Below are 23,633 nucleotides of genomic sequence, written 5' to 3'. Positions count from 1 at the left end.
TTCTATTTTAAATCTAATGTTAATAACGGTTCACCTGTACCGACAGGCTTACGCTCACTTGAGATTACTGCTTGGTAAGCTTCGATGTTGGTAACCACAACTGGGGTAGAAATCTCATACCCGTTTGCCTTAATTTTATCAATATCGAAAGTAAGTAATACATCTCCTTTTTTAAATCGGTCGCCTTGTTTAAATTGGCTACTGAAATACTTTCCTTCCAAATTCACTGTGTCGATTCCCACATGAATCAGTAATTCCACTCCGTTGTCTGCTGTTAGACCCAAGGCATGCTTTGAATCAAAAAAGACAGAAATGTGACCATCAAAAGGTGCAACAATTTTTCCTTCAGATGGGATAATCGCGTTTCCCATACCAACAAGAGACTGGCTGAACACTTCATCATTTACCTCAGATAACGGAATCACTTCGCCATTAATAGGGCTTTCTACAAATAATTGAGCGTCAGAAAGCGGGTTTTCCATCGCCACCGAACTGGTCGCTTCTTTTTGAACACCAGCTGTTCGAACTTCCTCTGGTAAACCAAACAAGAAGGTCAATACGCAAGCTAAACCGGCTGAGATCAATACACCACCAATTAAAACCACGATAAAATTATCGGCAATAAATACCGGCAAGGTCAACACACTAGGTGGAACATAGGCTGTCGCTTGAGTATTAAACAGGGACAAAAATGCTGCACCGATTGCCGATGAAATTAAGGCAAAACCAAAAGGTCGTTTGTATCTCAAGTTGACCCCGAACATCGCAGGTTCAGTTATCCCTAAGAAAGCTGAAAGAGCAGATGTAGCTGCTAAAGACTTGACTGATTTGTCCTTTGCTCTTAAAAATACCCCCAAAGCTGCACCGGCTTGCGACATATTAGCTGTTAACGCACTCACTAAAATAAATGAACCGCCAGTTGCGGCAATTTCTTGAATTTGCAAAGGTCCAATCGCATAATGCATCCCTAGCATAGTCAAGATTGATCGAGTACCGCCAAGTGCAAAGGCTGAAAATACGCCGCCGACTGTATAGAACCAACGAATAAAGACCGCTAAATACTCACCCAGATATGAACCCAATGGACCAATCACTATCAATTGAGCCGGAATCATAATCAATAAAACAATCATAGCAGAGAAAATAATTTTCAGGAAGTCCGGAATAATTCGCTCCACAAGTTTATTCACGTAACTCAACAACCATACGGACAAAATGATTGGTATAACGGTTGATTTATAATTTACTAATAAGATGGGTAGTCCGAAAAATTGAATAGTGTCGATTCCCGTTTCGGCAGCACTTAAAGCCCCATTTAAAATAGTTGGATACATATATCCAGCAGCCAGCCCTAAAGCAATAAATTCGTTTGTTTTAAATTTTTTAGCTGCACTCAAAGCCAAGAAGAATGGCAGAAAATAAAAGACTAAATCGCCGATCATAGTCAAAATTGCTAATTCCGATGATTCAGCACTGACTAAATTGTAAGTGGTCATTAATGATACGACAGCCTTAATCATACCTCCAGCAATAATCATGGGAATAGCTGGACTAAAAATTCCGGCAATTGTTTCAATAACTGCACTGACTTTTCCTTTCTTTTCTGTCGGCTCAGCACTTTCTGCTGAATCAATCGTTACTAATTTGCTGATTTCTCTGTAAATCTTTTGAACCTTCGCACCAATAATGATCTGCGTTTGTCCATTTTGTAGCTGTGCTTTTAGTACACCCTCCATATTAGATAATGTTGATAAATTCGCTTTGTTGTTGTCCTTTAAGTTAAAACGCAATCTGGTGGCACAATGGGTCATGTTCTTGATGTTTTCTTCACCACCTACCTCTTCAACAATTTTTTTGGCTAATTCTTCATTAGTCATCTTTTTTCCTCCTTTTTTGATTGTAATAAAATAAAAAAAATGACCAACACAAAAAAATGAATTTTTTGTATTGGTCATGCCTGATCGAATCAGTAACAGTCCAGATAGTCTATTATTTTGCTAATCGTTTTAGATGCAGCAGTAAGTACAATTGTTCGTCAGTAGTAATGTGCCACTCATAATTGTTTTCTAAATACATACAGATTCTTTTGAGACACTCTAGTTCCAGCTCTGCTGTCTTTTTTACTACATCGTACAGTTCTGTTTGTTCATTTAAGGATTCATTATTTATTTGTCTAAAGATAAAATATCTTAGATGTGTTACAAACCGAGCAAAATTGATTGAATCTTCGTCAACCTGCTGCTTCAAATTATATCTTACTATGGTGATGATATCTTTAATGATCTGAGTGATTTTGCCAGTTTCCGAAAAGTCAGTACCTTCTTTTAACTGGGCATTGACAAAATGCAGGGCAATTAAGCTGGCTTCTTCCTGCGGTAAACGAACCAAGAGCTCTTGTTCAATTTGCTTTAGTGCATAATTTCCAATTTGAGTTTCAGTTGGGTAAATATGCTTAATTTCCCAGTGAAGCGTATTAATTACATCTTCAGAAATCGATTGTCTCTCAATCGCATTCTTAATATGATCGGCTAAGGAAAACAGCAACAGGTCATTTAGCTCGGTGTTTAAAAGCTGCTTGCCTTTTTCGATAATGTTTTCAGTTACTAAAACTACAGGTAAGGGAATCTTCGTGAAAATATCCAGATACTTCTCGGTATTCTCGTCTTTTTGGGTATATATTTTTTCAATCACCGGATCGTCGTTTCTTAATATGAAAGGCGTTTTGCGAAACCCTAACCCTTTTCCCATGATGAAAGCATCAGATCCATCGCTCATCTTGGCTAGCACGACATTGTTGTTAATCTTTTTTATTACTTTCATCTCTACCCCTTCCATCATTATCAAAATCAACGCACAAAAAAATGACCTATTATCCCAGCATCTTCAACAAAACTAGAATAGGTCATGCCTGATCGAATCAGTAACAGTCCAAACCGAAAGCGGTTAATATTTAACTTGTTTGAATCATAGCATATAAAAATTCCGCTTTCAAGTACTTTTTTATTCTTTCGAAAATTATTGTGTCAGGTTTCTAATTTTAAGTTCACCAAAATTATAGTTTATTTACTGTTTAATTGAGTGCTGGCATACTTAGAAATCTTCATGGAACGCAAATAAGAGCCCGAATTTCAGGCTCTTATTTTTTAGCTATGAAATTTTAGGTTTTAAAGATCTGAATAAGCAGTTTTGCTGCTTAATCCTGAGGTAATGGCGAGTTAATCTCGGCAGGCTTGTTCTTTTTGGTCTTCGAAGTGTTCTCTTAGATCGTTGGATAAAACGTTTGTGGTAAATGCGCCGAAATAATTTTGCTTCATTTCTAGTTCGATTTTCAGCTTTTCTAGTTCTTGAATCGATTGTGCGTGATTGTTTTGCATAAGTTTCCTCCTGTTTTTTTTGTTGGTTAAGCGGCAGTATTTGAAGTTTTGGCTTTCTTGCCAAAGAGAATAGCTTTCGTTTTGCTGCGGTTATTGAGGTACTTTTCAGCAAAACGAATGAGTTTGACCTCGACATTTTTATCGGTGTATTCTGGAAGAACCACAATTTCCTTGATTCTGCCTACCGATGTGGTAAATAATTGAATGGATGCAGTTCCGACCATTTTGTGATTATGAATCGCAACCAGTGTGACATAGCGGCGTTCTTTTTGATAGTTGATTTTACTGTCCGATAATTGCTTTCTAAGGTTGATTGCTTCGAAAAATTCTTTGCTGTAAGGGGTGCTGATGTGAATGTGGACCATAAAATTCCTCCTATCTGAATTGTTAAATGTTTGTTCGTTTATTATAGAGTAAAAGATCAATTTTGTAAGCTGAAACGTTCGAGGTTTAAATTAAACGTACATTCGTTTATCCACTGCTTAGCAAGAAAACCTCTTGCTAAGCTTCGAACTTGATTGCATCCCAGCTCATTTGGATAATTTCATCAATCATTGGCTCGTCTAAGGGTAACGCTTCCGCATAATAATCCTTCACAAATTGCATTGCCGGATTAAAAGTAAAGCCTGAAATGATTGCAGTATCAACATTTTTGAAGACTTTTGCTTCTTTACCTTCGTCATAAATTGAATGAAATTGCTGAAATAGTTCCGAAATACTTTCACTCACCTCTTCGTTTAGCAGAGGTGAATTCTGAAATTGCTCAATAAACATGAATTCCGGCTGATTGTTCATTAAAAACAGAATGAATTTCTTTAGGTATTGTTTGTACCGTTCTTCAATTGAGGCATTTTCATCGTAGTCGGAAAATACATAGTCACGCATTTTTTTCTTCGCATGAAAATACAGCTTATTGATTAAATCCTCCTTGTTATCAAAGTAGACGTAGATCGTTGCCGCTGAAACATTGGCTTTTTTAGCTATTTGCGACATCGGTGTATCCGAAAATCCTCGTTCGTTGATCAATTCCATAGCCGCAGTGATGATATTATCACGTTTATTGAAGTCTTTTTTTCTCATGAAACCTATATTAAACGATCATTCGTTTATTGTCAAGTACTTATTAATCATTCATTTTTTCCTATTAATACCTTAACCAACCATACGCTTAAGGTGAGTAATGGGCTTGAACATAATCAGTTTACAAAAGTCTTTAAAGGACTTGCCTAGTCGCTTTTAAACTGTAAACCATAAAAAGTAATTGTCGCAATTCAAATTAAAGAATAGAAAAATTCCCCTGTTCAAAACATAGTGACATATTTTGTTACATTTGTTTTCCCACAACTTTTCAGCTGTTCAACATCTTGTTATTATAATGCATATATTACATATATCTTATTATTAAAATAACTAATTCGCCAAATAGATAAGCTGAAACATCTTTAGATCCCGTTAATTCAAGCGCTCAAATCGACGGTTTACCTTTTCTAGAAAACAGTATATTCATAATATTAGTTAGTTTTTTGCTTTTTTTGCAAAAAAGCGTTTTCTTTTCGTAGTGTTTATATTATACTAACTTTGTGCTAATAATAACAGTTAAGGAGTCTGGAAAATGAAAATAAAATATCTAGAACTAAAAAATTTATTGAATCTTAAACCGCGGTCACTTGAAAAGCGCTTCTCAGATTATTATAACCAAGAAAAAGATTCTGCCTACATCATACAGGCCGCTGTTGTGGTGATGGTCCGCAACTTTTTTTCGATTGCTGATTTTTCTTTTTTAGCCCGCGATTTGATTCGTGATTTATTTTTAGACCATGCCTCTGAACTGGTCTCTGTGCGCCATTTATGTATTTATTTTCGCGAGTATTTTTCCGATAAGGAATGGGATACTGTGCTTTCTTCCCTCTATGCCAGCAATGAAGAGTATCTGCAAGTCACCGAGTTCGCTCGTCTACATACTGATCATATTCAACCGATGCTCCACACTGGCAGCTGTGATGTGCAGCAGCCAAAGAATCTCTCCCTAACTTTTTTCGATGAACTTGGAAAAAAACACCGTTGTACCATAAAAGACGTTCACCGCAGCTATTCTACCCAAGAAAACTGTGATGCATTGTCCATTTTAGGCACTCTAACCATCTTTCAAAAAGATGGCGTGCGGCGTTTTACCCAGTTAGCCAAATCTCGTTTTGTAACCCCTGAAGATGATTATGATCATGCAAGCAAGGAGGAATTACCGGAATTATGGGTGACAAATGATCTGTTTCAGCAAGAAAAAGCTCCAAAAAATTCCCCTGAAATGAAAACGGATACTCGATCCTCTCTCAAGCAATTCTCTGCACATGTGAACTTAAAGGGAAAAACAAAAGAAGAATTGACGGACTTCTTATTTGAAGGGATCGCTATTAACGATCTTCCTGATCAAGAAAAATTCAGTCGAACCGCCACTGCTATGCTGGAAGGCATACCCGTTAAGGAGGCTCCAGCTAGGTTTTCACCTGATGAAAATCCTGAAGAAATCTTAAATCAGCTGTTAGCTGATTGGCAGTTAAATTTGATGACCAAAGAAACGACACTTAAAGATGATCCAGAAGCAAAAGCCCGCCAAGAAGAAATCCTACAGCAGCGGCAACTAAAACGTGAGCAACAGAAACTGAATAAAGTGTTACGAAAAAGTGGAAAAGGTAAAAAAGGAAAGCGAGTCAAGAAAAAAAGGAAGTAGTCTGTTCTTAGTAGATTATGGGCTAGCGGACTAGTCGATAATCATTCAATTTTTTATCAACACATGTAGGAGCAATCTGATTTTAGTATGCAGATATACGTACTCCTTCAAACAAACTTTCTAGTGTTCATCCGAACCTAGGTACTTCCTTTTCTTGTCGCATCGTTACTAATACTGAGATAGAGATTTTCTAAATCCAGATAAATATTTCATGAAAAATAGTCTCCTGAGCAATTTCTATTCATAGGTGCTGTTATACTTTCGTTAGCACTTCACTGGATTTGCAAGGGTTTCGTTTTCATCCTTTGATTACTCTACCAATCGAATCTCCATCTCAAAATCCTCCTCCTGCTGACTGACGAAGTCTTCAAAGGCAGGGTCAGTGATCTGACCAATTCGATGCAGCTCATCATAGGTACCCACTTCGCCGTAATAAACAAACAGACTTTGGCTATCGGAATTATAGTCAAGGGCTCCGCTTATCGGAGTATCCCCTGGTGTACCTTCAGTGTCTAAAGCATAATCAAGTGCTGCATATTTTTCTGGATAGCCTTCCATAAAGGTTTGGAAGGTAAATGTTTCTGGCAGGTGCGTTATAAAATCCTGCCCAGTCACTGTATCATTGATAAAGCCGGTAAATATGTTTTCACCTACCTGTACTTGAATCGGTGTACCTTCAGCCGCAGTTGTTTCCTCCAATGAAAGCTCATGCAACCAAGACTGGACGGCTTCAGCTTCTACCTCGCTAGAAGTCAGATGCAAGCCAGGCAAGATATTGGCCTCTGGTACTAACTCAGTTAATTGAGTATTAATTCCAGTAATTACGTCATCATCTACCACAGCACTAGTGCTGAAGGGGATAATATTTTTTCCTGCTAACTCATCCGCATGTTGAGCTAAGAAAGACTGGATCGGATAGGCAGCCTCATCACTCCAAATAGGAAAGCCGACTAGAATCGTCTGATAATCCGCCAAATTTTCTGGAACGTTGGTTAACTCGTCCCACTGATTTGTTGCCTGCTGTTCTGCTACCCGATCATTAATTCCTGAATTGTCGTCCTCTGGATAAGCATCGGCAGCATCAATTCTAGCCAATTCAAGATTACCTAAGTCACCGATATGCTCCGCCAGCTCGTGGGTGTTGTTAGTTAGCGAATAATACACAATTAGTGTGTCCTCGGGATTTAACGCACGGTTCTCAGTCACTGGCAGACTGTTGTCTGTTTCTGCTGCCTCTTCATTACCAGAACAGCCGGCAATAAAAATCACCAGTAACAAACTCGCAACTATTATTAGAAAACTTCGCAATTTCTTTTTCATTATCATTCCTACTTTCCTTATCGATTGAAAGTAGCATACCCCTTAACCTAAAGGTGAACTCAACGACAGTTTTTTCTTCGTAAGATTTTCTTAATAATTTGTTGGTCTATGAAAATCAAACAAAAAAAGAGAAGCTGCATCCCTGCTGTGCTTCTCCAATCAATAACTAGTTATGCTAAATCACATTCAACTTACGGCGGCGGATTTTTTCCTTTTTAACGGCTTCTTTCATTTCCTCATCACTCCAAGGGACGAATAGAGCTAACTCGGCTTCAATCGTCATGGCGCCTTCTTTGTAAGTAACAGACAGGACATCGGTCACTATCGTACACACATTATCTGATGCCTCAGTATCACCTAATTGGGCAATCCCATAATCTTCTATTTCTTGGCTATTCCTATAATGCTCTTCGTAAACATTCGTAGGCTCGAACTCATCATAATCCGAGGGCGAGTTCACTTTCTGAATCACCGCTTGCATCTCCATGGGATAATTTTCATGATCACTTTTCTGGATGCTTAGAATATCGGTGATCACCCACGTACCGTCGTCACGCTCGACTGTGGCGCCGATTTTTATATTTCCTCTATAAAAGATCCTAATAATATTTTGCAATAACTTCGTCTCCATTTCATTTTGGACATTTTGTTATTTGATCTAGTTTACTTACTAATTGATGCTACTTTCAGTGACATCGAACTTGCTGGTTTGATCCTTTTTCACTGCGAAGTTTATCTCTTTGGCACTCCCTGGAACAAGTTTCGATACGTCGCATGCGATGAATAAATCACCCTTACATATCATTCAATCTTTTCTTACACACTTTTACCTGTTGCTAGCTTTTTGTTTCAATTAATTTGAAGGTGTTCAAGCGTTTCTTTCGGACCGCCCGCTTCATATCCTCCTCACTCCAACTAGGGAAAGTCCGAACACTGCACGTCATAATCAGATCCTGCTCACCGAAAATGGCATCTGAGTAGGTCACGGATACGATTTTTGTGATATATCCTAATAAACCATCTTGTTCAAATGAAAGTGGTACAATATCACCAACTTTAATGAAAGGATTCTCTTTTGTTTCTTTTCCACCACGGTAGCGTTTTTGGTAGCTGTCCCAGTCGCCGTACCACGGATCGAATTTATGGAACAACGGCTTGGTCCCAAACTCCTGAGCCACCACCTGAACTTTCATTTTGTCTTTTGGCATATATTCAACAACCTTGACCACATTTGTCACTACGTACAGTTTGCCATCTGACTCAAAGCTTTCACCAATCGCCATATAGCCGGTTCGTTCTAAAACAAAAACTTTATGCATAAACAACGTTCCTTTCGTACATTTGTTCTTCATTCGTAAAAATAAAGACCGAGTCGGATGCTTTACTCTTGGGGATTGGAGTCCGACTTTCCCTCGATTACGCTGAGTTTTCCGACACGATTGTATTTAACAAAGCGCTGAATTTGTTCGTTGCTCCAAGGTTCGATTAACTTGCTCTCAAGTTCCACAATCAAATAGCCGGTATCATATTTTACATCGAGAATATTTGTAATCATGCCGCACAATCCTTCATCCCAATAGACCTCGCCAACTCGTTCAAACAATCTCGGTTCCGCCACCTTTGATAAATCATAGCGCTCTTCAAAGGTAAAGACAGGTTCGTATTCTTCATAATCTGATGCTGCCCCCACCTCTTGGCAAACGGCATCTATTGCTAAATAGTCGGGATAGTCTACTGATTTTTCTATGTTAAAAATATGGGTGACCACAAATTGCTTGCCTTTGTGCTCCAATACTTCTCCGGTAAAGGCGGCTTTTTTTCGGTACAACGTAATTATCTCTTGCATGTTTTCTGCCCTTTCGTAGATATATCAGCTGCCCTTGTCTGCCCTACCATCAAGGACGGTAAACGTGGATAGCCGGTCTTTTTTTACTGCTTGCTTCATTTCTTCTTCACTCCATGGTTCAAAAGGCTTCAGAGCACAGTCCACAAGCAGATCCTCCTGATCAGGTTTTATGTATAAGATTTGGCAGACATAGCCGCAGTTTTCATTGGTGACTAAACATGCATTACCCGTCTGTTCAAAAGGCTGGTCTTCGCTTTCTTCCCCATTTTCATAACGTCTTTCGTAATGATAAAAATGCCCTTCGCCAGCATATTCTGTTTTGCTTCCGAATTGTTGGGCAACGATTTGCAGCTCCATATTGCCTTTTTGATCGCATTTCAATATTTTCACAATATGGGTGATGACAAACAGTGCCCCTTCAAACTTCACCACTTCTCCGATACTTACGCCACCGGAGCGTTTCATCTTAAATAACCGTTGCATGGTTCAACTCCTTTTTTGGTAGTGCTTACTCTGATATCATACAGAAAAGTGAGAGGTCTGTCATGCTATTTTTGTCATTTCCAGTTAGTTTCTTGCTAAATTAGCTATTTTTCCATTAAATCTACCTTTCTTTACTACGCTGCTTGTTTATCTACTGCATTTAAAACTTAAAAAACACTAATTTTAACTATCAAAAACCCTCTGCATCCATTTACTGATACAGAGGGTTGGTTTGCTAGTTTATGAGTGCCCGACAATTTTATGGGGAATATATGGTTCTTCCAAATAAGCCACATCTTCTGGCACAAGTTTAAAATCAACAGCTGCGACTGCACTTTCAATATGACTCATTTTAGTTGCACCAACAACTGGTGCAGCGACTGGTTGCTTTTGCAGCAGCCAACCTAGGGCAATGTTCACCCGACTAGTTTGGTATTTGTCTGCCAGTTCAGCGACACGGTCAATAATGACTTGATCCATTTCCGCAGTTTCGTCGTACTTGGCTTTTTGGGCTTGATCGGTAGTACTGCGAGAAGTTGCCGTGGAAGAATCTCGCACTAAACGACCGGATGCCATTGGGCTGTACGGGGTTAAGGCGATTTTTTCTGACAGGCAGTAGGGAATCATTTCCCGTTCTTCTTCTCGGTAAATCAAGTTCAAATGATTTTGCATCGAAACAAATTTAGTCCAACCGTTTTTCTCAGCTACGTTGTTAGCTTTTTGAAATTGGTAGGCATACATCGCCGAAGCCCCGATGTAACGGGCTTTCCCAGCTTTGACTACATCATGCAAGGCTTCCATTGTTTCTTCGATTGGAGTAAATGGGTCCCAGCGATGAATCACATATAAATCAACGTAATCAGTTTGCAGCCGTTTAAGACTTTGATCAATTTGTGACATAATCGCTTTGCGGGAAAGTCCTTGGCCATTAGGTCCGTCGAACATTTTTTGATGCACTTTGGTTGCTAAAACAATTTCATCCCGTTTGGCAAAATCTTTTAACGCCTTACCCAAGATTTCTTCGCTACGGCCTAACGAGTAAACATTGGCGGTATCAAAAAAGTTGATCCCCAAATCCAAGGCCCGCTGAATTAACGGTCGGCTTTCATCTTCCTCCAGCACCCACTTATGTATCCAATTTTTGGGATCGCCGAAGCTCATACTGCCAAGACAGATGCGGGAGACGTCCATTCCGGTGTTGCCTAATTTTACATAGTCCATGTTCTTCATCCTTCCATGCGCTTGATTTGTTCTTCATGATTAATTATATCATCTAAATAGAAATTCTCTTGGTCGTAGTGGTATTTAAAAATGCAGCAATTGCCAATTCGGGCGCTGCGGCCGTTTAAGCGATCGGCGGGCTTACTGGTATGATCCCAAAATTTGCGAAATTGTCCGCAAAAGGCGCCGTGGGTAACAGCCAAAACGGTCTGAGCTTCACCTTCCATCAAGCTAAGGCAGGTTTCTACCGCTCGTTTTTGAAAAGCCTTCTCCTCTTCCCCACCATAAGCGACGAAAAAATCGCTATACGGTAGCGACGGATTGATAACATCACTTTCCCCTTCCAGTCGGCCAAAGTGCCATTCCTTCAACCCTTTTAAGCGCGTATAAGGCTGAGTGGTAATTAACTCCAAGGTATCGGAAGTTCGCTCAGAGGTGGAGCTGTACGCTTGGTCAAAACGAATTCCCTCGAATTGAAAATAGCGACGGACCGTCTGGGCTTCGTGAATCCCCTGATCCGTTAAAGGGGAATCGCACCAACCCTGAATTTTGTGCTGTAGATTAAATAAAGTTTGTCCGTGACGCACTAAATATAACGTTTTTTCCATTCTATCTGCTCCTCTTATAGAAACACCAAAAAGAATGGCTGAACCATTCTTTTTGACGAGTATATTAAACTGATGCTGTTGCGACAACTGGACTAGCCAAGTTTTCGCCGTTAGTGGCAATTACTTGTTTGTACCAGTCAAAGGATTTTTTCTTGCTGCGTTTTAATGTACCGTTTCCTTCATCATCGCGATCCACATAGATAAAGCCGTAGCGTTTGCTCATTTGGCCGGTGCTGGCTGCTACTAGGTCAATACAGCCCCAAGTAGTGTAGCCTAACAGCTCGACGCCATCAACTTCCACTGCTGCTTTAAAAGCCTCCACATGTTTACGTAAATAATCAATCCGGTATTCATCATCCACAAAGCCGTTTTCGTCCGGCTGATCAATTGCCCCTAAGCCATTTTCCACAATAAATAATGGTTTTTGGTAGCGATCATACAGCTGATTCAAGGAATTACGCAAGCCTAGTGGATCAATTTGCCAGCCCCATTCAGTAGATGGCAGGTTGTCATTTTTGATTGAAGCAAATAAGTTTCCTGTTGCCTGTTGATAATCCTCGGGATGCGCACTAACCGTTCGTGAGCAGTAATAAGAGAAGGACACAAAATCCACTGGCGCAGATGCTAGAATCTCGGCATCGCCATCTTCCATCACAATATTTAAGCCTTCTTGTTCGAATTTCTTCAGTGCATAATTTGGATATTTCCCACGAGCCTGGACATCAATGAAGAAATAACCTTCCCGATCCCGTTTAATGGCTTCTTGATAATCCTCTGGCCGACAAGTGTACGGATAATGACTGCCGCCAGCTAACATACAGCCAACTTGATTTTCTGGATCAACTTCATGAGCGATTTTCGTCGCCTTAGCACTTGCCAACAATTGGTAATGAGCCGCCTGATACTTGATCTCTTCCTTATTGTCGCCTTCTTTAAAGATAATCCCGCCGCCAACAAAAGGTTGATGCAGCAAAATGTTGATTTCATTAATCGTCAGCCAGTATTTCACATAGCCTTTGAAACACTTCAGTACAGTTTCCGCATAACGGCTGTAAAAGTCCACCAGCTTGCGACTGCGCCAGCCGCCGTACTCCTTAATCAAGTGAATCGGCACATCAAAATGAGCAATCGTCACTAACGGTTCAATGTTGTGCTTTTTCAGCTCCTTAAAGATACCTTCATAAAAAGCCAAGCCTTCTTCATTGGGTTCTGCATCGTCCCCATTCGGAAAAATCCGTGACCAAGAAAGAGACATGCGGTAGGCCTTAAAGCCCATTTCCGCAAACAATTGGATATCTTCCATGTAGTGATGGTACATATCAATCGCTTCTTTAGCCGGATAGTAATAGCCATCCTTCCACTCCAGCATTTCCAGCTCCCCTAAGCCAACTGCTTTGCGATCCTCGCCGCAGGGCAGGACGTCGATGTTGGAAAGCTTACGTCCACCCTCCAACACCCCGCCTTCCACTTGGTTGGCAGCCGTTGCGCCGCCCCATAAAAAGTTTTTATCTAAAGCCATAATTAGCATCTCCTCGTTTAATTGTTAAACTCTTACTGCCAAAATATCTTCCTGACAATCAGTTGGTCCGCTGGCAATTGTTTCGATTGAAGAATATTGCGGACTGTTAGTTACCACCACTGGTACTTGGGTTACGTAGCCGGCAGCCTTGATACTTTCCAAATCCACATTCAGTAGCGGCTGACCTTTTTTCACTTCTTGATTGGCTTCGACTAGGACTTCAAAGTATTTCCCTTGCAGCTCAACTGTGTTTAAGCCCACATGGATCAGAATTTCCACGCCAGTGTTAGACACTAAGCCAATCGCATGCTTGGTTGGGAAAATCGCCGCAATCTTGCCGTCAAACGGTGCCATTACTTGTCCATCAGTTGGATCAATCGCAAAGCCTTTTCCTAATGCTTCAGAGGCAAATGCTTCATCTTGTACTTGGCTCAATGGAATAATTTGGCCCTTCATTGGGCTGATTACACGCGTATCTTCTAAAATTAATTCTTTTACTTCAGGAATTTCTTCGTTTTCAAATTTGAAGCTCAATACATAAGTTAACGCGCCGGTAACGACGACTGAGATAATCAACGCAATTACGATATTCCAGAAAAAGCGCATGGTGTCATCGCCGATGTACAACAGAATGGCCGGAATCCCAGAAGAACCTGTCGCAAAACGGTGCGTATTGGTTAGACCTGCAAACAATCCGCCTGCGCCCCCACCGATCATCGCAGAGATTAACGGGTATTTCTTAGGCAAGTTGACCCCGTATAAAGCCGGTTCAGTAATCCCCATGTAAGCTGTAATGGAACCAGAAGTTGCCAATTGTTTCATTTTTTTATCTTTTGTGCGGAACGCTACCACTGCTGCAGCCGTTGCTTGAGCAATATTGGAACACACACAACCCGGACCGAAAATACTATCGTAGCCAAGCTCAGCCATTTGCATAACACCCAGCGGCGCCACACCATTGTGCAGACCGAACATCACCATAATTGGCAGGAATCCACCGATTAAGACGGCCGGTACCCAGCTGGCATTGACACTTAAGAAGATAAAGAAGTCTGCCAAGTAACCCCCGATAATCGTACCGATTGGACCTAAGACCGCTAGTGCCAAAGTACCCATAATCAAGAAAGTCAGCATCGGAACAAAAACTAGCTCTACTGATTTTGGAACCACCCGATTCAAGAATTTTTCCACGTAGGATTGAGCAAAGATAACCAAAAGAATCGGAATCACGGAACCTGTGTAAGTCGCTAGAGTAAAAGGTATAATTTCAAAAAAGTGAACAGGATCTCCCGCGGTTACTAACGCGCCCCAGTTAGGATGCAGCATGATCGCCGCAACTGAAACAGCTAAAATCGGATTGCAGCGTAACTTTTGTGCTACCGTAAAGGCCAAAATCATTGGCAAGAAGTAGAACACACCATCTGCGAACATATTTAATAGGTAGTAAGTTTGCGAATCTGCCGAAATTACTTCGAATACCATTAGTAAGGCTAAGACTGCCTTCACCATTCCGGCGCCGGACAAGGCTGGAATAACAGGCTGGAAGGTTCCTGCCACAAACTCAATAATTGTGGTCATAATACCTTTTTTCTCGCCGGTTGGTTCCCCGGAAGAAGCGGTATCGACATTCTTTTCAATCTCTTCAAAAACATCCTTCACGTGGGTGCCGATAACTACTTGATGAACCCCAGCGTTAAAAATGTATTTGGTTACACCATCTAAATCTTCTAAACCTGCCACATCCACTTTCGTTTCATCGACTAATTTAAAGCGCAGGCGTGTTTGACAATGGTAGGCTTCGATAATGTTGCCTTTGCCTCCAAGTTTTTTTACAATGTCACGAGCCAACGATTGGTATTTCTTACTCATGTTGTTACCCCTTTCACTGGATCAAGCAGATTGTTTTTTAATCTCACCGGTGTATTCGTCGCTTGTCTGTAATTGAACTTTACCACGCCCAGGTAGCGTTTCCAATAGCTTTAGAACAAGACGAAACGCATTTCACAAAACTTGAAAAATTAGGCCGTTTTGTGAAATGCGTTTTATGATTTAGAGATTTTTTATAAAAAAAGAGCATCTTTTGAACACGCTCTTAAATTGATGAGATGATTTGTGTCCCTTATAATATCAAATAGATTTAGTAAGTTGACTGATAACCACTCACAAAAAGAGCCGATAACTTCAAAGGATTCACTCCTAATCGTTATCGGCTCTGCGTCTTAGCGGCGGGCTCTTCTATTATTGTTAATTTAGTATTAGCTATATTCACTAAAGTTTCTTGTTTGCATTTTGGACAGTATAATGGGAGTCTGCTGATTATAGTATCTCTGCGAATTTTTATGCGAGTCTTTTTGTGACAAACAGGACAACTAATCCATGAAGCTTCATTCAAGTAGATCAACCTCTTTTCATATATAATCTGAGAACTAACTAAATTATTAAATAGGTAATCAAATCCGTGGACAGAGCGGGGAGCGATGTTGAATTACAAGTCATTAAGATGTTTTTCGCTTGTAAAGCTGTAATGAGGAAATATAGGCAACTATAATGATGCCGATACACCAGATCAAAGCAATTATCAAGTTGTTGTTTAACGGCAAATCCAACGTCAATGAGCGAATACTATCGATAATTGGTGTCATCGGCTGTACTCGGGCAAACCACCGAATACTGCTATTAAGTGACTCTACGGGTGCAAAGCCAGAACTAACAAAGGGTAAAATAAACAAAGGCAGCATCAAACTGCTGGCACCTTCCACCGTCTTCGAGAGCAGCCCACACAAAACACCAAGTAAAGAGACAGTGAAGTTTACAACAATCAACAAACCAGCAACAACACACCAATCCCAAAAATTCCCCTGAGGTCTAAAACCTAATACTAGAGCAGTGAGAAAGATAATAACCGTCGAAATAGTACTTCTGACAACTCCCGCAAAAGTATGCCCGATCAGAACGGCTGATTTTGAAATCGACAAGGTACGAAAACGGTCGATAATCCCGGTTTTCATATCCGAGGCGACATTCATAGCTGAGTATTGAGACGCTTGACCAATACTTTGCAGGATAATGCCTGGGACAATAAAATCAATGTAATTAAACTCTTCAATCGCCGAAATACTACCAAAGATCGTCCCAAACAATAGCATTAAGACAAAAGGTACGATCGTTGCCACCAAGATAGCTTCAGGATTTCTCAGGGAGATCCGTAAACAACGCGTAAACATCGTCCACGAATCGGAAATTATACTCCGTTTTAACTTAGACATAGGTATTTTCCTCCTTGTTTTCATCGATCAAGGTTAAGAAGACATCTTCTAACGAAGGCAGGTTTTGCTCGATCTCATTCACCTCAACCTGATTTGCACGTAAAATTGATAATGCTTTTGCTGCATGTTTTTCGCTGGTAAAATTTAGTTTTACGCCGCGGTTAGGCAGAATTTTTTTCAAATAATCAGGAGTGCCCTCCACTAGAATTCGTCCCTGATGAAGAATCGCCACATTATCTGCTAGATATTCTGCTTCCTCTAAATATTGTGTGGTGAGAACTATCGTTGTTCCTTTCGCTGAAAGCCCTTTTACTAAATTCCACATGGTAATGCGGGTCTGTGGGTCCAGCCCAGCAGTTGGTTCATCAAGAAACAAGATTTCCGGATTTCCCATTAAACTCATAGCAATATCCAATCTTCGCCGCATGCCACCGGAATAGGTAGAAACCTTACGATCTGCAGCGTTAGTTAAATCAAAAAGTGCCAGCCACTCTTCCGTCTTTGCCAGCACATTAGGCAAACCTTTTAACCGGCCGATCAGAGTCAAATTTTCTCTGCCAGTCAATACTTCATCCACTGCAACAAATTGCCCCGTCAAACTAATTCGCTGCCGAACTTCATCGCCTTGAGTAACCACATCAAAATCCTTAATGACTGCTTTACCACCATCTGGCTTCAATAAGGTAGCTAAAATTTTAATGATCGTGGTTTTTCCGGCACCATTAGAACCTAGCAAGGCGTAGATAGTTCCTTCTGGCACAGAAAAGCTGACGTCCTTTAATACTTCCTTATTGGAGTAGCTTTTTCTTAATGATGATACAGTGATCGAAACATCTTTTTTGAACACGATAGAACCTCCTTTAATTTTCACAACAATCCTGAAACAGAGCAACAAATTTTACATACCTACCGAATGAATGTATATAATTAAAATAAAAATTGTCCGGTCAAAGACAATTTTATTCTTCAGAGTCAGAGAAATAGCTAGAGGTTGAGATGATATCTTCCATCTCAACATCAAAGATCGGTGCACCCATTTTTTCAAACATACTAGCAATAAATAGATACCTTTGGCGAACCTCTTCGTTTCCGCCGGGAAAGAGCGAAGGCAAGAACCACATATTGATTAAGACGATGAATTCCGCTACAACTTGTGCATTTTCTACAGGGATCGAGCCGTCTTTTTGCCCTTCTTCGATCAGTTCGAGACAGTATGGATAGAGGATACGGTGATTGGATTCCAACGTCCGGGCTAAAATATGAGGATTTTTCATCAATGGAATAGACTGCTTCATTAATTCTATTTGCTCCTCATCCGTTTTGTTGGCTTTCACCAGCATTCGCATTTTTTCCAAGGCATTCAATTCCGGATGTTTTTTTACCATCTCAAAAGGATTATTGTCAAAGAACATTTTGTCCTCCAGCGCATTCATGATTTCTTCTTTTGATTTAAAGTGGTAATACACCGCTCCTTTAGTCAGCCCCTCTAACTCATTGACAATGTCTTGAATAGTTGTACGATCATAACCTTTTTCAAGAAATAGTCTTTTAGCGGCTTCTAAGATTTTATCAACAGTAACTTCTGGATGTTTATTTCTAGCCATACTTATCTCCCTTTAACATTCATTCGGTATGAATGTATTATATAGTGCCACTAACAGTTTGTCAAAGGCACTTACGTTCATAGTCTATGATATTAGGCAAAGTACTTTAGTAGCATCGTCCATTTTGGGACTAAAAGCGCCACTGCTTTTAAACTATCCGTTAAAATAAATCCAGTAGAAGAACGTTTATACAAGCAATTGATCAAACTTGGCATTTTTAAAACCCTTCCTCCAAATCCTTAAAGGTCGCCTGGCGCTTGGATTCCAGCTGCTTGGAGCTGGCAATCTTATTGGCTTTGTTTTCCTCGTAATTCAAGGCAAAGATTTTCCCAAACAAGGCATCCAAAATCATCATGACCGATTCCTGGGTGGCAAAGTTGGAAATCTTCGAATACAGCTTCTCCTTGCTGGACATATTCAGCACCACATCCGAATAATCCCGCAAATAATTGTCGCCGCCGCTGGTGATACTGATGATCGGCACATTGTTGCGTAGCAAGATTTTGACATTGCTGGTGGGATTCTCATCGGGGCTATTGCCAGAATAAGAAATAATCATGGCGCAATCCTTCTCGGTTAAGGAATGGGAAGTAATCCCGCACTCCCCCGACTTAGCCATAAAGGCCTTCTTGCGAATCGTTAATAAATTCCGCTTAAACAGCTCGCCATAAAAATAGTTGGGGCTGTTGCCGTAAATCACTACATTTTCTGCCCGCTGAATTAGCTGAGCGGCCTTGTTCAAATCCTCCACCGCAATCAGCGACACGGTATCCTTGATACTTTGCATTTTTAAGTTCACCAGACTCTCAACAATTTCCAGCGTGTCTGATTCTGCCTCAAAAGGAAAATTCGGATCGACATCGTCATATGCCGTATCGTCATGATAGGCCACCTCATGGCTAAAGGCATACATAAATTCTTTCCAGCCGGAATAACCGAAATACTTGGCAAAGCGCACCAACGTCGGCTTAGAAGTAAAGGTCTGCTTGGCAATTTCCTCCATCGTAAGCTCCGACAGTTGATCCCGATGCTCCAAAATAAATTCACCAATCGTGCGGCGAGCATCACTTTGCTTGAAAGCCGCCTCCTCAATTCGTTGGAATAAATACATATCCTTCACCCTTTCACCTGAACTCATTCTTCCTCCTAATTGTAACAGTCAGACTCCAGAAAACATAGACTAAAAAGTTTGACTTAAAGCTCACATTAAGAGGTATACTTAGACTATAAAGTTGAAAAAGGAGCCCTTAAAATGAAAAAACAAGCCACCCCACCAACAACAATTCCCTTTGGCAAAGAAGCCTTTGAACCAATTGAAACAACTGAAATCCGCTGGTTGGGCAATTCTGGTATTTTGATGAATAGCCGCGGGTATTGTCTGCTGGCCGATCCTGTGCTGGAAGGCTTCGATCTGCCTTTATTGATTGATCTTCCCATCCCAGCAGACGAAGTGCCTAAGGTCGACAATTTACTGATCACACATTCCGATAATGATCATTACAGCCTAGATACCTTGAAGAAAATCCTGCCGGTCACGAAAGCTGCACATGCGCCGATTTTTGTGGCGGATTTAATGAAAAAAAACTTTGATTACCCGGCAACCGGGCACAAGATTCACGAGACTTTTCAAGATGGCGATATCACCATCACCCTGACACCGGCAGACCATTTGTGGCAAAACGCCCGCAGCAAACCCGACCGTGTTTACAAAATGGAAGACTACTGCGGCTTTTGGATTGACACACCCGACGGCACCCTGTGGATTCCTGGTGACTCGAAACTGTTGCCGGAGCAGCTGGAAATGCCGCAACCAGATGCGATTTTATACGATTTTTCCGACAACGAATGGCATATCGGTTTAGCTAATGCCATCTTATTAGCCAACACGTATCCTAAGGCTGACCTGATTTTGTCTCACTGGGGCACAGTGGATGCACCAGACAAAGACGTATTCAACGGCGATCCTGAAGCTCTTTACGGTAAAGTGGTTAATCCTGAACGTATTCGTGTATTGGCGGCGGGGGAAGCTTTCCAATTGACTAAGCATTAAAAGCTAAAAAGGAATCCTGAGCGCAAGATCGCCGAGGATTCCTTTTTTCATGCAACAGTTGCTTGAACTGAAGTATTTTTCGCCGTTTTGTAAATAGCCGATCCAATTTCAATCAGTGTCACCACCACGATAATGCCGCAAATAATCAGCTGAATATAGGTGGTATTTCCGGTTGAAATATAGTGCAGCACATCGCCGCTTGACCACTCCTGCTCCTGCATCATGCGAATAAACTCAGTACTGAAAATATTCCGCTGCATGAACAAAAAGATCCACAACAAAGCCGACACTAAATTATCGACGATCACCCAGAAACAAACCTGGCTGGTCCAGCGACGCTGCGTTATTTTTTTCAGACTGGAAATCACGGTCAACAGAATCAGCACCACCATAATCGGTACTACTTTCATGGCAAAGCTGTCGCTAAACAGCGCAACGCCTTCCACTGATTGATCATTGGTAAATGCCACGAACGGCGCAAGCCCAAGACCAATTAATGCCAACCAACCGCAGAAGAAAAAGGCTGCAATCAATTCGCCAATTGGATCAGAGAGGGGGATCAGCTTGCCTTCTTGCGGTTGTGGCAAATCTTCCAGCTTCCACTCTTCTTTCTTTTTATCGCCAATCATGCCGGTTCTTTCAGCAATCACATAGCCGATTGTGATCAAGACCAGTGCTTCCATCGCCCCGGAAACACCGCTGCTAATGCCATCGCCAATGATTAGCTCAAATACTTCTGTCATTTTTATCCCATTGGTTTGAAAGGCTTCAATGCCGCCCCTGAATGCTCCAATTGCTCCTATGATTAGTGCAAAGATTGGCACCAGCACCTTCAGCATCCGGATGTAATCATCGTAAATCCTTGGTGAAATCAAATAACGGGGGTTCTGACGATACTCCTCTGCCAATTCCGCTGGCGATCCCATTTCTTGTAACACGTGCTTCACTTCTGCTTCGGTTGGGTTCTCCGATAACATATCATAAATACTACTTTTCAATTCCCGAGTAACTTCTGCTCGTTCATTTTCCGGCAAGCGACCCACCACTGCCGCTACGTAACGATTAATCCAATTATTCATACTTATTCCTCCAAGTAAATTTGCGCGATGCTTTTTTGCATCCGCCGCCATTCCTTCAACAGTTCCTGACTGATTGCCACGCCTTCTTGACTGACAGTATAATATTTCCGTGGTCGGCTTTCTGTGGTGTCCCAGTCACTAGTCAATAATCCTTGCTTTTCCAACCTTCGCAGCAAAGGATATAGCGTATTGGCTTCTATTTCAATCCCTGCCTCTTGCATCTGCTGCAGCAAAGCATAGCCATAATAGGGTTCCTTCAAGCTCCCTAACACAGCTAATACTAAACTGCCCCGCTTCATTTCAGTGATGTAACTTTGTACAAGATCCTTCTCTGGCATATCATCACCTCTTCATTTATGATTATACTGTATATCACACAATATAGTCAATAGCACATCATTTTATATTCACAATTATTCCGCTTGTGATACAATCAAGCTAAGAGAATCTAGTAAAGGAGGAAGCATTAAAAATGAAAAGTTATCAATGGTACAGTGACCGCTGGGGGACCCCGACGAAAGATGATCAACTGCTTTTTCTACTATTAACAGTAGGTGTTTTTCAGGTAGGTCTGAGCTGGAAAGCGGCCGCTGGTAAAAAGGACGTCTACATGAAGAATTTCTGTGATATGGATTTTCGTCAGGTCGCCGCTTTCTTTCCCGATGACATCGAACGAATTTGCAAAGATCCGGAAATGATTCGCAATCCCCGTAAAATCAAAGCCGTTGTCCAAAATGCCCGAGCAATTGTCGGGTTGTTGGAAGACTACGATAGTTTTGCCGATTATTTGTGGGATTTTGTCGGCGGCGTGCCGGTGGTTAAGGAGTATGAAACTTCTGACCAGGTCGCCAACACTCTGCCAGAAGCCACAAGCATTGCCAAAGATATGAAAAAGCGTGGGTTTACTTTCGTGGGACCAGTGGTGACTTGTATGTTTTTAAAGGCGGCTGGAATTATTCAGGATCAGGTGCTGGATCGTTAAAAAAGCAGATTCCCGTTTTTTTAGGAATCTGCTTCATTTTATATCTTAAACAAATCGGCCACTGTGATTAACGTTAATTCAGGATATTGCGCCGCAAATTGTTTCGTTTTCTCGCCATAATCCTTTTTAGCAAAGAAATAATAGCGATAAACCGAATAATTAAGTAATAGCCGACGCTTATCCAGCAGCTTTTTAATTTCCTTTATTTCATCAAATTCGTTGCGCCATTTACATTCCGCCAATATAACTTGCTCCTTATTTCCCAGCACGATGTCAATATCCGCCTGCTGTTTAGCTTGGGCATCATTGCCCCACCAGCGGCCGATTTCTGTCGGCAGCAAATTCAACTTCCGTCCGCGAATGGCCCGGACCAAATATTGTTCGCACACTGTTTCAAACACGGTTTGCCCGATAAATTGATTCAGCGCTGGTAGAACCGTCTCATCAGCTACTATATCACCAAATCCTCGCTCAATCGCTGTTTCATTGGGATACACATTCTCATAATAAAAGCGAAAGGTATTATCCGCAATCTCATAGATGCCTTTACGAGAACGCAGCGGATCTTCACCAAAAGGAATACGCTTCTTCAAAAAACCGATCTCTATTAAAGTAGTCAAATAATAAGGTAAAGCACTAGTTTCAATTTTGGTGATATTCGAAATCAGGGATGGACGATTAGCCCCTTGCGCTACAGCTTGTATAATCGCATTATACTTTGCCGGTTGATCAAATTCTTCCCGCATCAGAAAATCCGGCTCCTGATACAACCGACCATCACTAGTGAAAAAGAGCTCCTTCAAATTTTCCTCAAAAGAACGGGTATGATCCACCAAAGACAAATAGTAAGGCACCCCTCCTAAGACACTGTAAAAGCGGATTTTATCCTCATCACTGTATCTCGGAACCATTTGAGCCGCATCAGAATAATCAAAAGGCTTCAACTGAATTTGACTCGTCTTCCGTCCATAAAGTGGTGATTTATAGCCTAGGACTTCCTTTTCCATAAAAGAAACATGGCTGCCGCTTAAGATTAATTTGATTTTTGATTGGAGAAAATGGTGGTCAATCACAATTTGCAGCATGGAATTGAGGGCTTTATTGGCCGTCGCCGCATAAGGATATTCGTCGATGATCAGTACTGTTTTCCGATTGTCGCTGATCTCAGCTAGCCAAACAAATGCTTCCTCCCAAGTTTCAAAAACAAAGCTCTCAGGCAACTTCTGATTGAAGTGTTCCACAACTAATTTCGTAAAAGCCCGTAAATTCATGGAATCATTGGTTTCTTTGGCAGTAAAAAAGATGACGGATTTATCTTTGGCAAATTCATTAATCAAGGTTGTTTTGCCGATTCGCCGTTGACCGTAGAGAACCAGAAACTCAAACTTGTCTGAACGGTACAATCGCTCCATCGTTGCCAATTCATCTTTTCGTCCGATAAACATATGAAAGCCCCCTTTAAAAATTAATATAACTCAACTTAGTATAAGTTCGTTTATACTAATTAAGTTTATACTATTTCCCCAGTAAATTCAAATGAATCTGAGCTTGCTCAC

Annotated in this window: 25 protein-coding genes; 3 read left to right on the top strand and 22 right to left on the bottom strand. The window is 41.0% G+C overall.

The window, feature by feature from the left end:
- Nucleotides 1–2: 2 nt before the first annotated feature.
- The 5 genes from IGI42_RS21855 to IGI42_RS21835 all read right to left on the bottom strand — a co-directional run bounded on the left by IGI42_RS21855 (nt 3) and on the right by IGI42_RS21835 (nt 4,454).
- On the bottom strand, nt 3–1,877 hold the full coding sequence (locus IGI42_RS21855; RefSeq protein ID WP_438718176.1) for a beta-glucoside-specific PTS transporter subunit IIABC: 1,875 nt from the start codon (nt 1,875–1,877) through the stop codon (nt 3–5).
- Between the two features lie 112 nt (nt 1,878–1,989).
- Nucleotides 1,990–2,820 carry a PRD domain-containing protein gene (locus IGI42_RS21850; protein WP_438718175.1) on the bottom strand — a complete coding sequence of 277 codons (831 nt, stop codon included), beginning with the start codon at nt 2,818–2,820 and terminating at the stop codon, nt 1,990–1,992.
- 395 nt (nt 2,821–3,215) lie between these two features.
- Nucleotides 3,216–3,374, bottom strand: coding sequence for a hypothetical protein (locus IGI42_RS21845; RefSeq protein WP_438718174.1), 159 nt, complete (start codon nt 3,372–3,374; stop codon nt 3,216–3,218).
- Nucleotides 3,375–3,400: 26 nt separating this feature from the next.
- Nucleotides 3,401–3,739, bottom strand: coding sequence for a GNAT family N-acetyltransferase (locus IGI42_RS21840; RefSeq protein WP_438718173.1), 339 nt, complete (start codon nt 3,737–3,739; stop codon nt 3,401–3,403).
- A gap of 136 nt (nt 3,740–3,875) precedes the next feature.
- Nucleotides 3,876–4,454, bottom strand: a complete 579-nt coding sequence (locus IGI42_RS21835; RefSeq protein ID WP_438718171.1) for a TetR/AcrR family transcriptional regulator — start codon at nt 4,452–4,454, stop codon at nt 3,876–3,878.
- A 532-nt stretch (nt 4,455–4,986) separates the two neighbouring features.
- On the opposite strand from IGI42_RS21835, the gene IGI42_RS21830 reads away from it, so the two are divergent.
- Nucleotides 4,987–6,099 (top strand): hypothetical protein, encoded by a 1,113-nt coding sequence (locus tag IGI42_RS21830; protein ID WP_438718170.1) that lies wholly within the window; start codon nt 4,987–4,989, stop codon nt 6,097–6,099.
- A gap of 309 nt (nt 6,100–6,408) precedes the next feature.
- Here IGI42_RS21830 and IGI42_RS21825 read toward each other — a convergent pair whose 3' ends face one another.
- The 14 genes from IGI42_RS21825 to IGI42_RS21760 form a co-directional block, all read right to left on the bottom strand.
- A complete protein-coding gene (locus IGI42_RS21825) occupies nt 6,409–7,419 on the bottom strand; it encodes a cyclophilin-like fold protein (RefSeq protein WP_438718169.1) in 1,011 nt (336 codons plus the stop codon).
- A 175-nt stretch (nt 7,420–7,594) separates the two neighbouring features.
- Nucleotides 7,595–8,050 (bottom strand): hypothetical protein, encoded by a 456-nt coding sequence (locus tag IGI42_RS21820; protein ID WP_438718167.1) that lies wholly within the window; start codon nt 8,048–8,050, stop codon nt 7,595–7,597.
- Between the two features lie 205 nt (nt 8,051–8,255).
- A complete protein-coding gene (locus tag IGI42_RS21815; RefSeq protein WP_438718166.1) occupies nt 8,256–8,738 on the bottom strand; it encodes a hypothetical protein in 483 nt (160 codons plus the stop codon).
- A gap of 62 nt (nt 8,739–8,800) precedes the next feature.
- The gene (locus tag IGI42_RS21810) at nt 8,801–9,265 is read right to left on the bottom strand and encodes a hypothetical protein (RefSeq protein WP_438718164.1); all 465 of its coding nucleotides are present in this window, start codon (nt 9,263–9,265) and stop codon (nt 8,801–8,803) included.
- Nucleotides 9,266–9,289: 24 nt separating this feature from the next.
- Nucleotides 9,290–9,748 (bottom strand): hypothetical protein, encoded by a 459-nt coding sequence (locus tag IGI42_RS21805; protein ID WP_438718163.1) that lies wholly within the window; start codon nt 9,746–9,748, stop codon nt 9,290–9,292.
- A gap of 240 nt (nt 9,749–9,988) precedes the next feature.
- Nucleotides 9,989–10,969 carry an aldo/keto reductase gene (locus tag IGI42_RS21800; RefSeq protein WP_438718162.1) on the bottom strand — a complete coding sequence of 327 codons (981 nt, stop codon included), beginning with the start codon at nt 10,967–10,969 and terminating at the stop codon, nt 9,989–9,991.
- 5 nt (nt 10,970–10,974) lie between these two features.
- Complete coding sequence (locus IGI42_RS21795; RefSeq protein ID WP_438718161.1) at nt 10,975–11,577, bottom strand: histidine phosphatase family protein; 603 nt, start codon at nt 11,575–11,577, stop codon at nt 10,975–10,977.
- Nucleotides 11,578–11,641: 64 nt separating this feature from the next.
- Complete coding sequence (locus IGI42_RS21790) at nt 11,642–13,096, bottom strand: 6-phospho-beta-glucosidase (RefSeq protein ID WP_438718160.1); 1,455 nt, start codon at nt 13,094–13,096, stop codon at nt 11,642–11,644.
- 24 nt (nt 13,097–13,120) lie between these two features.
- On the bottom strand, nt 13,121–14,965 hold the full coding sequence (locus IGI42_RS21785; RefSeq protein ID WP_438718159.1) for a beta-glucoside-specific PTS transporter subunit IIABC: 1,845 nt from the start codon (nt 14,963–14,965) through the stop codon (nt 13,121–13,123).
- A gap of 334 nt (nt 14,966–15,299) precedes the next feature.
- A complete protein-coding gene (locus IGI42_RS21780) occupies nt 15,300–15,488 on the bottom strand; it encodes a cysteine-rich KTR domain-containing protein (RefSeq protein WP_438718158.1) in 189 nt (62 codons plus the stop codon).
- Between the two features lie 103 nt (nt 15,489–15,591).
- Complete coding sequence (locus tag IGI42_RS21775) at nt 15,592–16,362, bottom strand: ABC transporter permease (protein WP_438718157.1); 771 nt, start codon at nt 16,360–16,362, stop codon at nt 15,592–15,594.
- Nucleotides 16,355–17,209, bottom strand: a complete 855-nt coding sequence (locus IGI42_RS21770; protein WP_438718156.1) for an ABC transporter ATP-binding protein — start codon at nt 17,207–17,209, stop codon at nt 16,355–16,357. Before IGI42_RS21770 ends, IGI42_RS21775 begins: the two co-directional genes overlap by 8 nt.
- A gap of 112 nt (nt 17,210–17,321) precedes the next feature.
- On the bottom strand, nt 17,322–17,966 hold the full coding sequence (locus IGI42_RS21765) for a TetR/AcrR family transcriptional regulator (protein WP_438718155.1): 645 nt from the start codon (nt 17,964–17,966) through the stop codon (nt 17,322–17,324).
- Between the two features lie 217 nt (nt 17,967–18,183).
- The gene (locus tag IGI42_RS21760; RefSeq protein ID WP_438718333.1) at nt 18,184–19,077 is read right to left on the bottom strand and encodes a MurR/RpiR family transcriptional regulator; all 894 of its coding nucleotides are present in this window, start codon (nt 19,075–19,077) and stop codon (nt 18,184–18,186) included.
- A 141-nt stretch (nt 19,078–19,218) separates the two neighbouring features.
- Here IGI42_RS21760 and IGI42_RS21755 point away from each other — a divergent pair, with 141 nt between their 5' ends.
- Entirely contained in the window at nt 19,219–20,016 is a 798-nt protein-coding gene (locus IGI42_RS21755) for an MBL fold metallo-hydrolase (RefSeq protein WP_438718154.1), read from the top strand.
- Nucleotides 20,017–20,063: 47 nt separating this feature from the next.
- Here the strand turns inward: IGI42_RS21755 and IGI42_RS21750 are convergent, their stop codons facing one another.
- Nucleotides 20,064–21,095, bottom strand: a complete 1,032-nt coding sequence (locus IGI42_RS21750; RefSeq protein WP_438718153.1) for an HAAS signaling domain-containing protein — start codon at nt 21,093–21,095, stop codon at nt 20,064–20,066.
- Between the two features lie 2 nt (nt 21,096–21,097).
- Nucleotides 21,098–21,433, bottom strand: a complete 336-nt coding sequence (locus IGI42_RS21745; protein WP_438718152.1) for a PadR family transcriptional regulator — start codon at nt 21,431–21,433, stop codon at nt 21,098–21,100.
- Between the two features lie 134 nt (nt 21,434–21,567).
- Here IGI42_RS21745 and IGI42_RS21740 point away from each other — a divergent pair, with 134 nt between their 5' ends.
- Nucleotides 21,568–22,077 (top strand): DNA-3-methyladenine glycosylase I, encoded by a 510-nt coding sequence (locus tag IGI42_RS21740; protein WP_438718151.1) that lies wholly within the window; start codon nt 21,568–21,570, stop codon nt 22,075–22,077.
- Between the two features lie 38 nt (nt 22,078–22,115).
- Here IGI42_RS21740 and IGI42_RS21735 read toward each other — a convergent pair whose 3' ends face one another.
- Complete coding sequence (locus tag IGI42_RS21735; protein WP_438718150.1) at nt 22,116–23,522, bottom strand: ATP-binding protein; 1,407 nt, start codon at nt 23,520–23,522, stop codon at nt 22,116–22,118.
- Nucleotides 23,523–23,633 lie beyond the last annotated feature (111 nt).

Origin of the sequence: Enterococcus sp. AZ109, from assembly GCF_051714625.1 — a bacterium.
Classification (GTDB): Bacteria; Bacillota; Bacilli; order Lactobacillales; family Enterococcaceae; genus Enterococcus_A.
The sequence above is the reverse complement of the archived record's forward strand: the minus strand, read 5'-3'. Positions and strand labels throughout refer to the sequence as shown.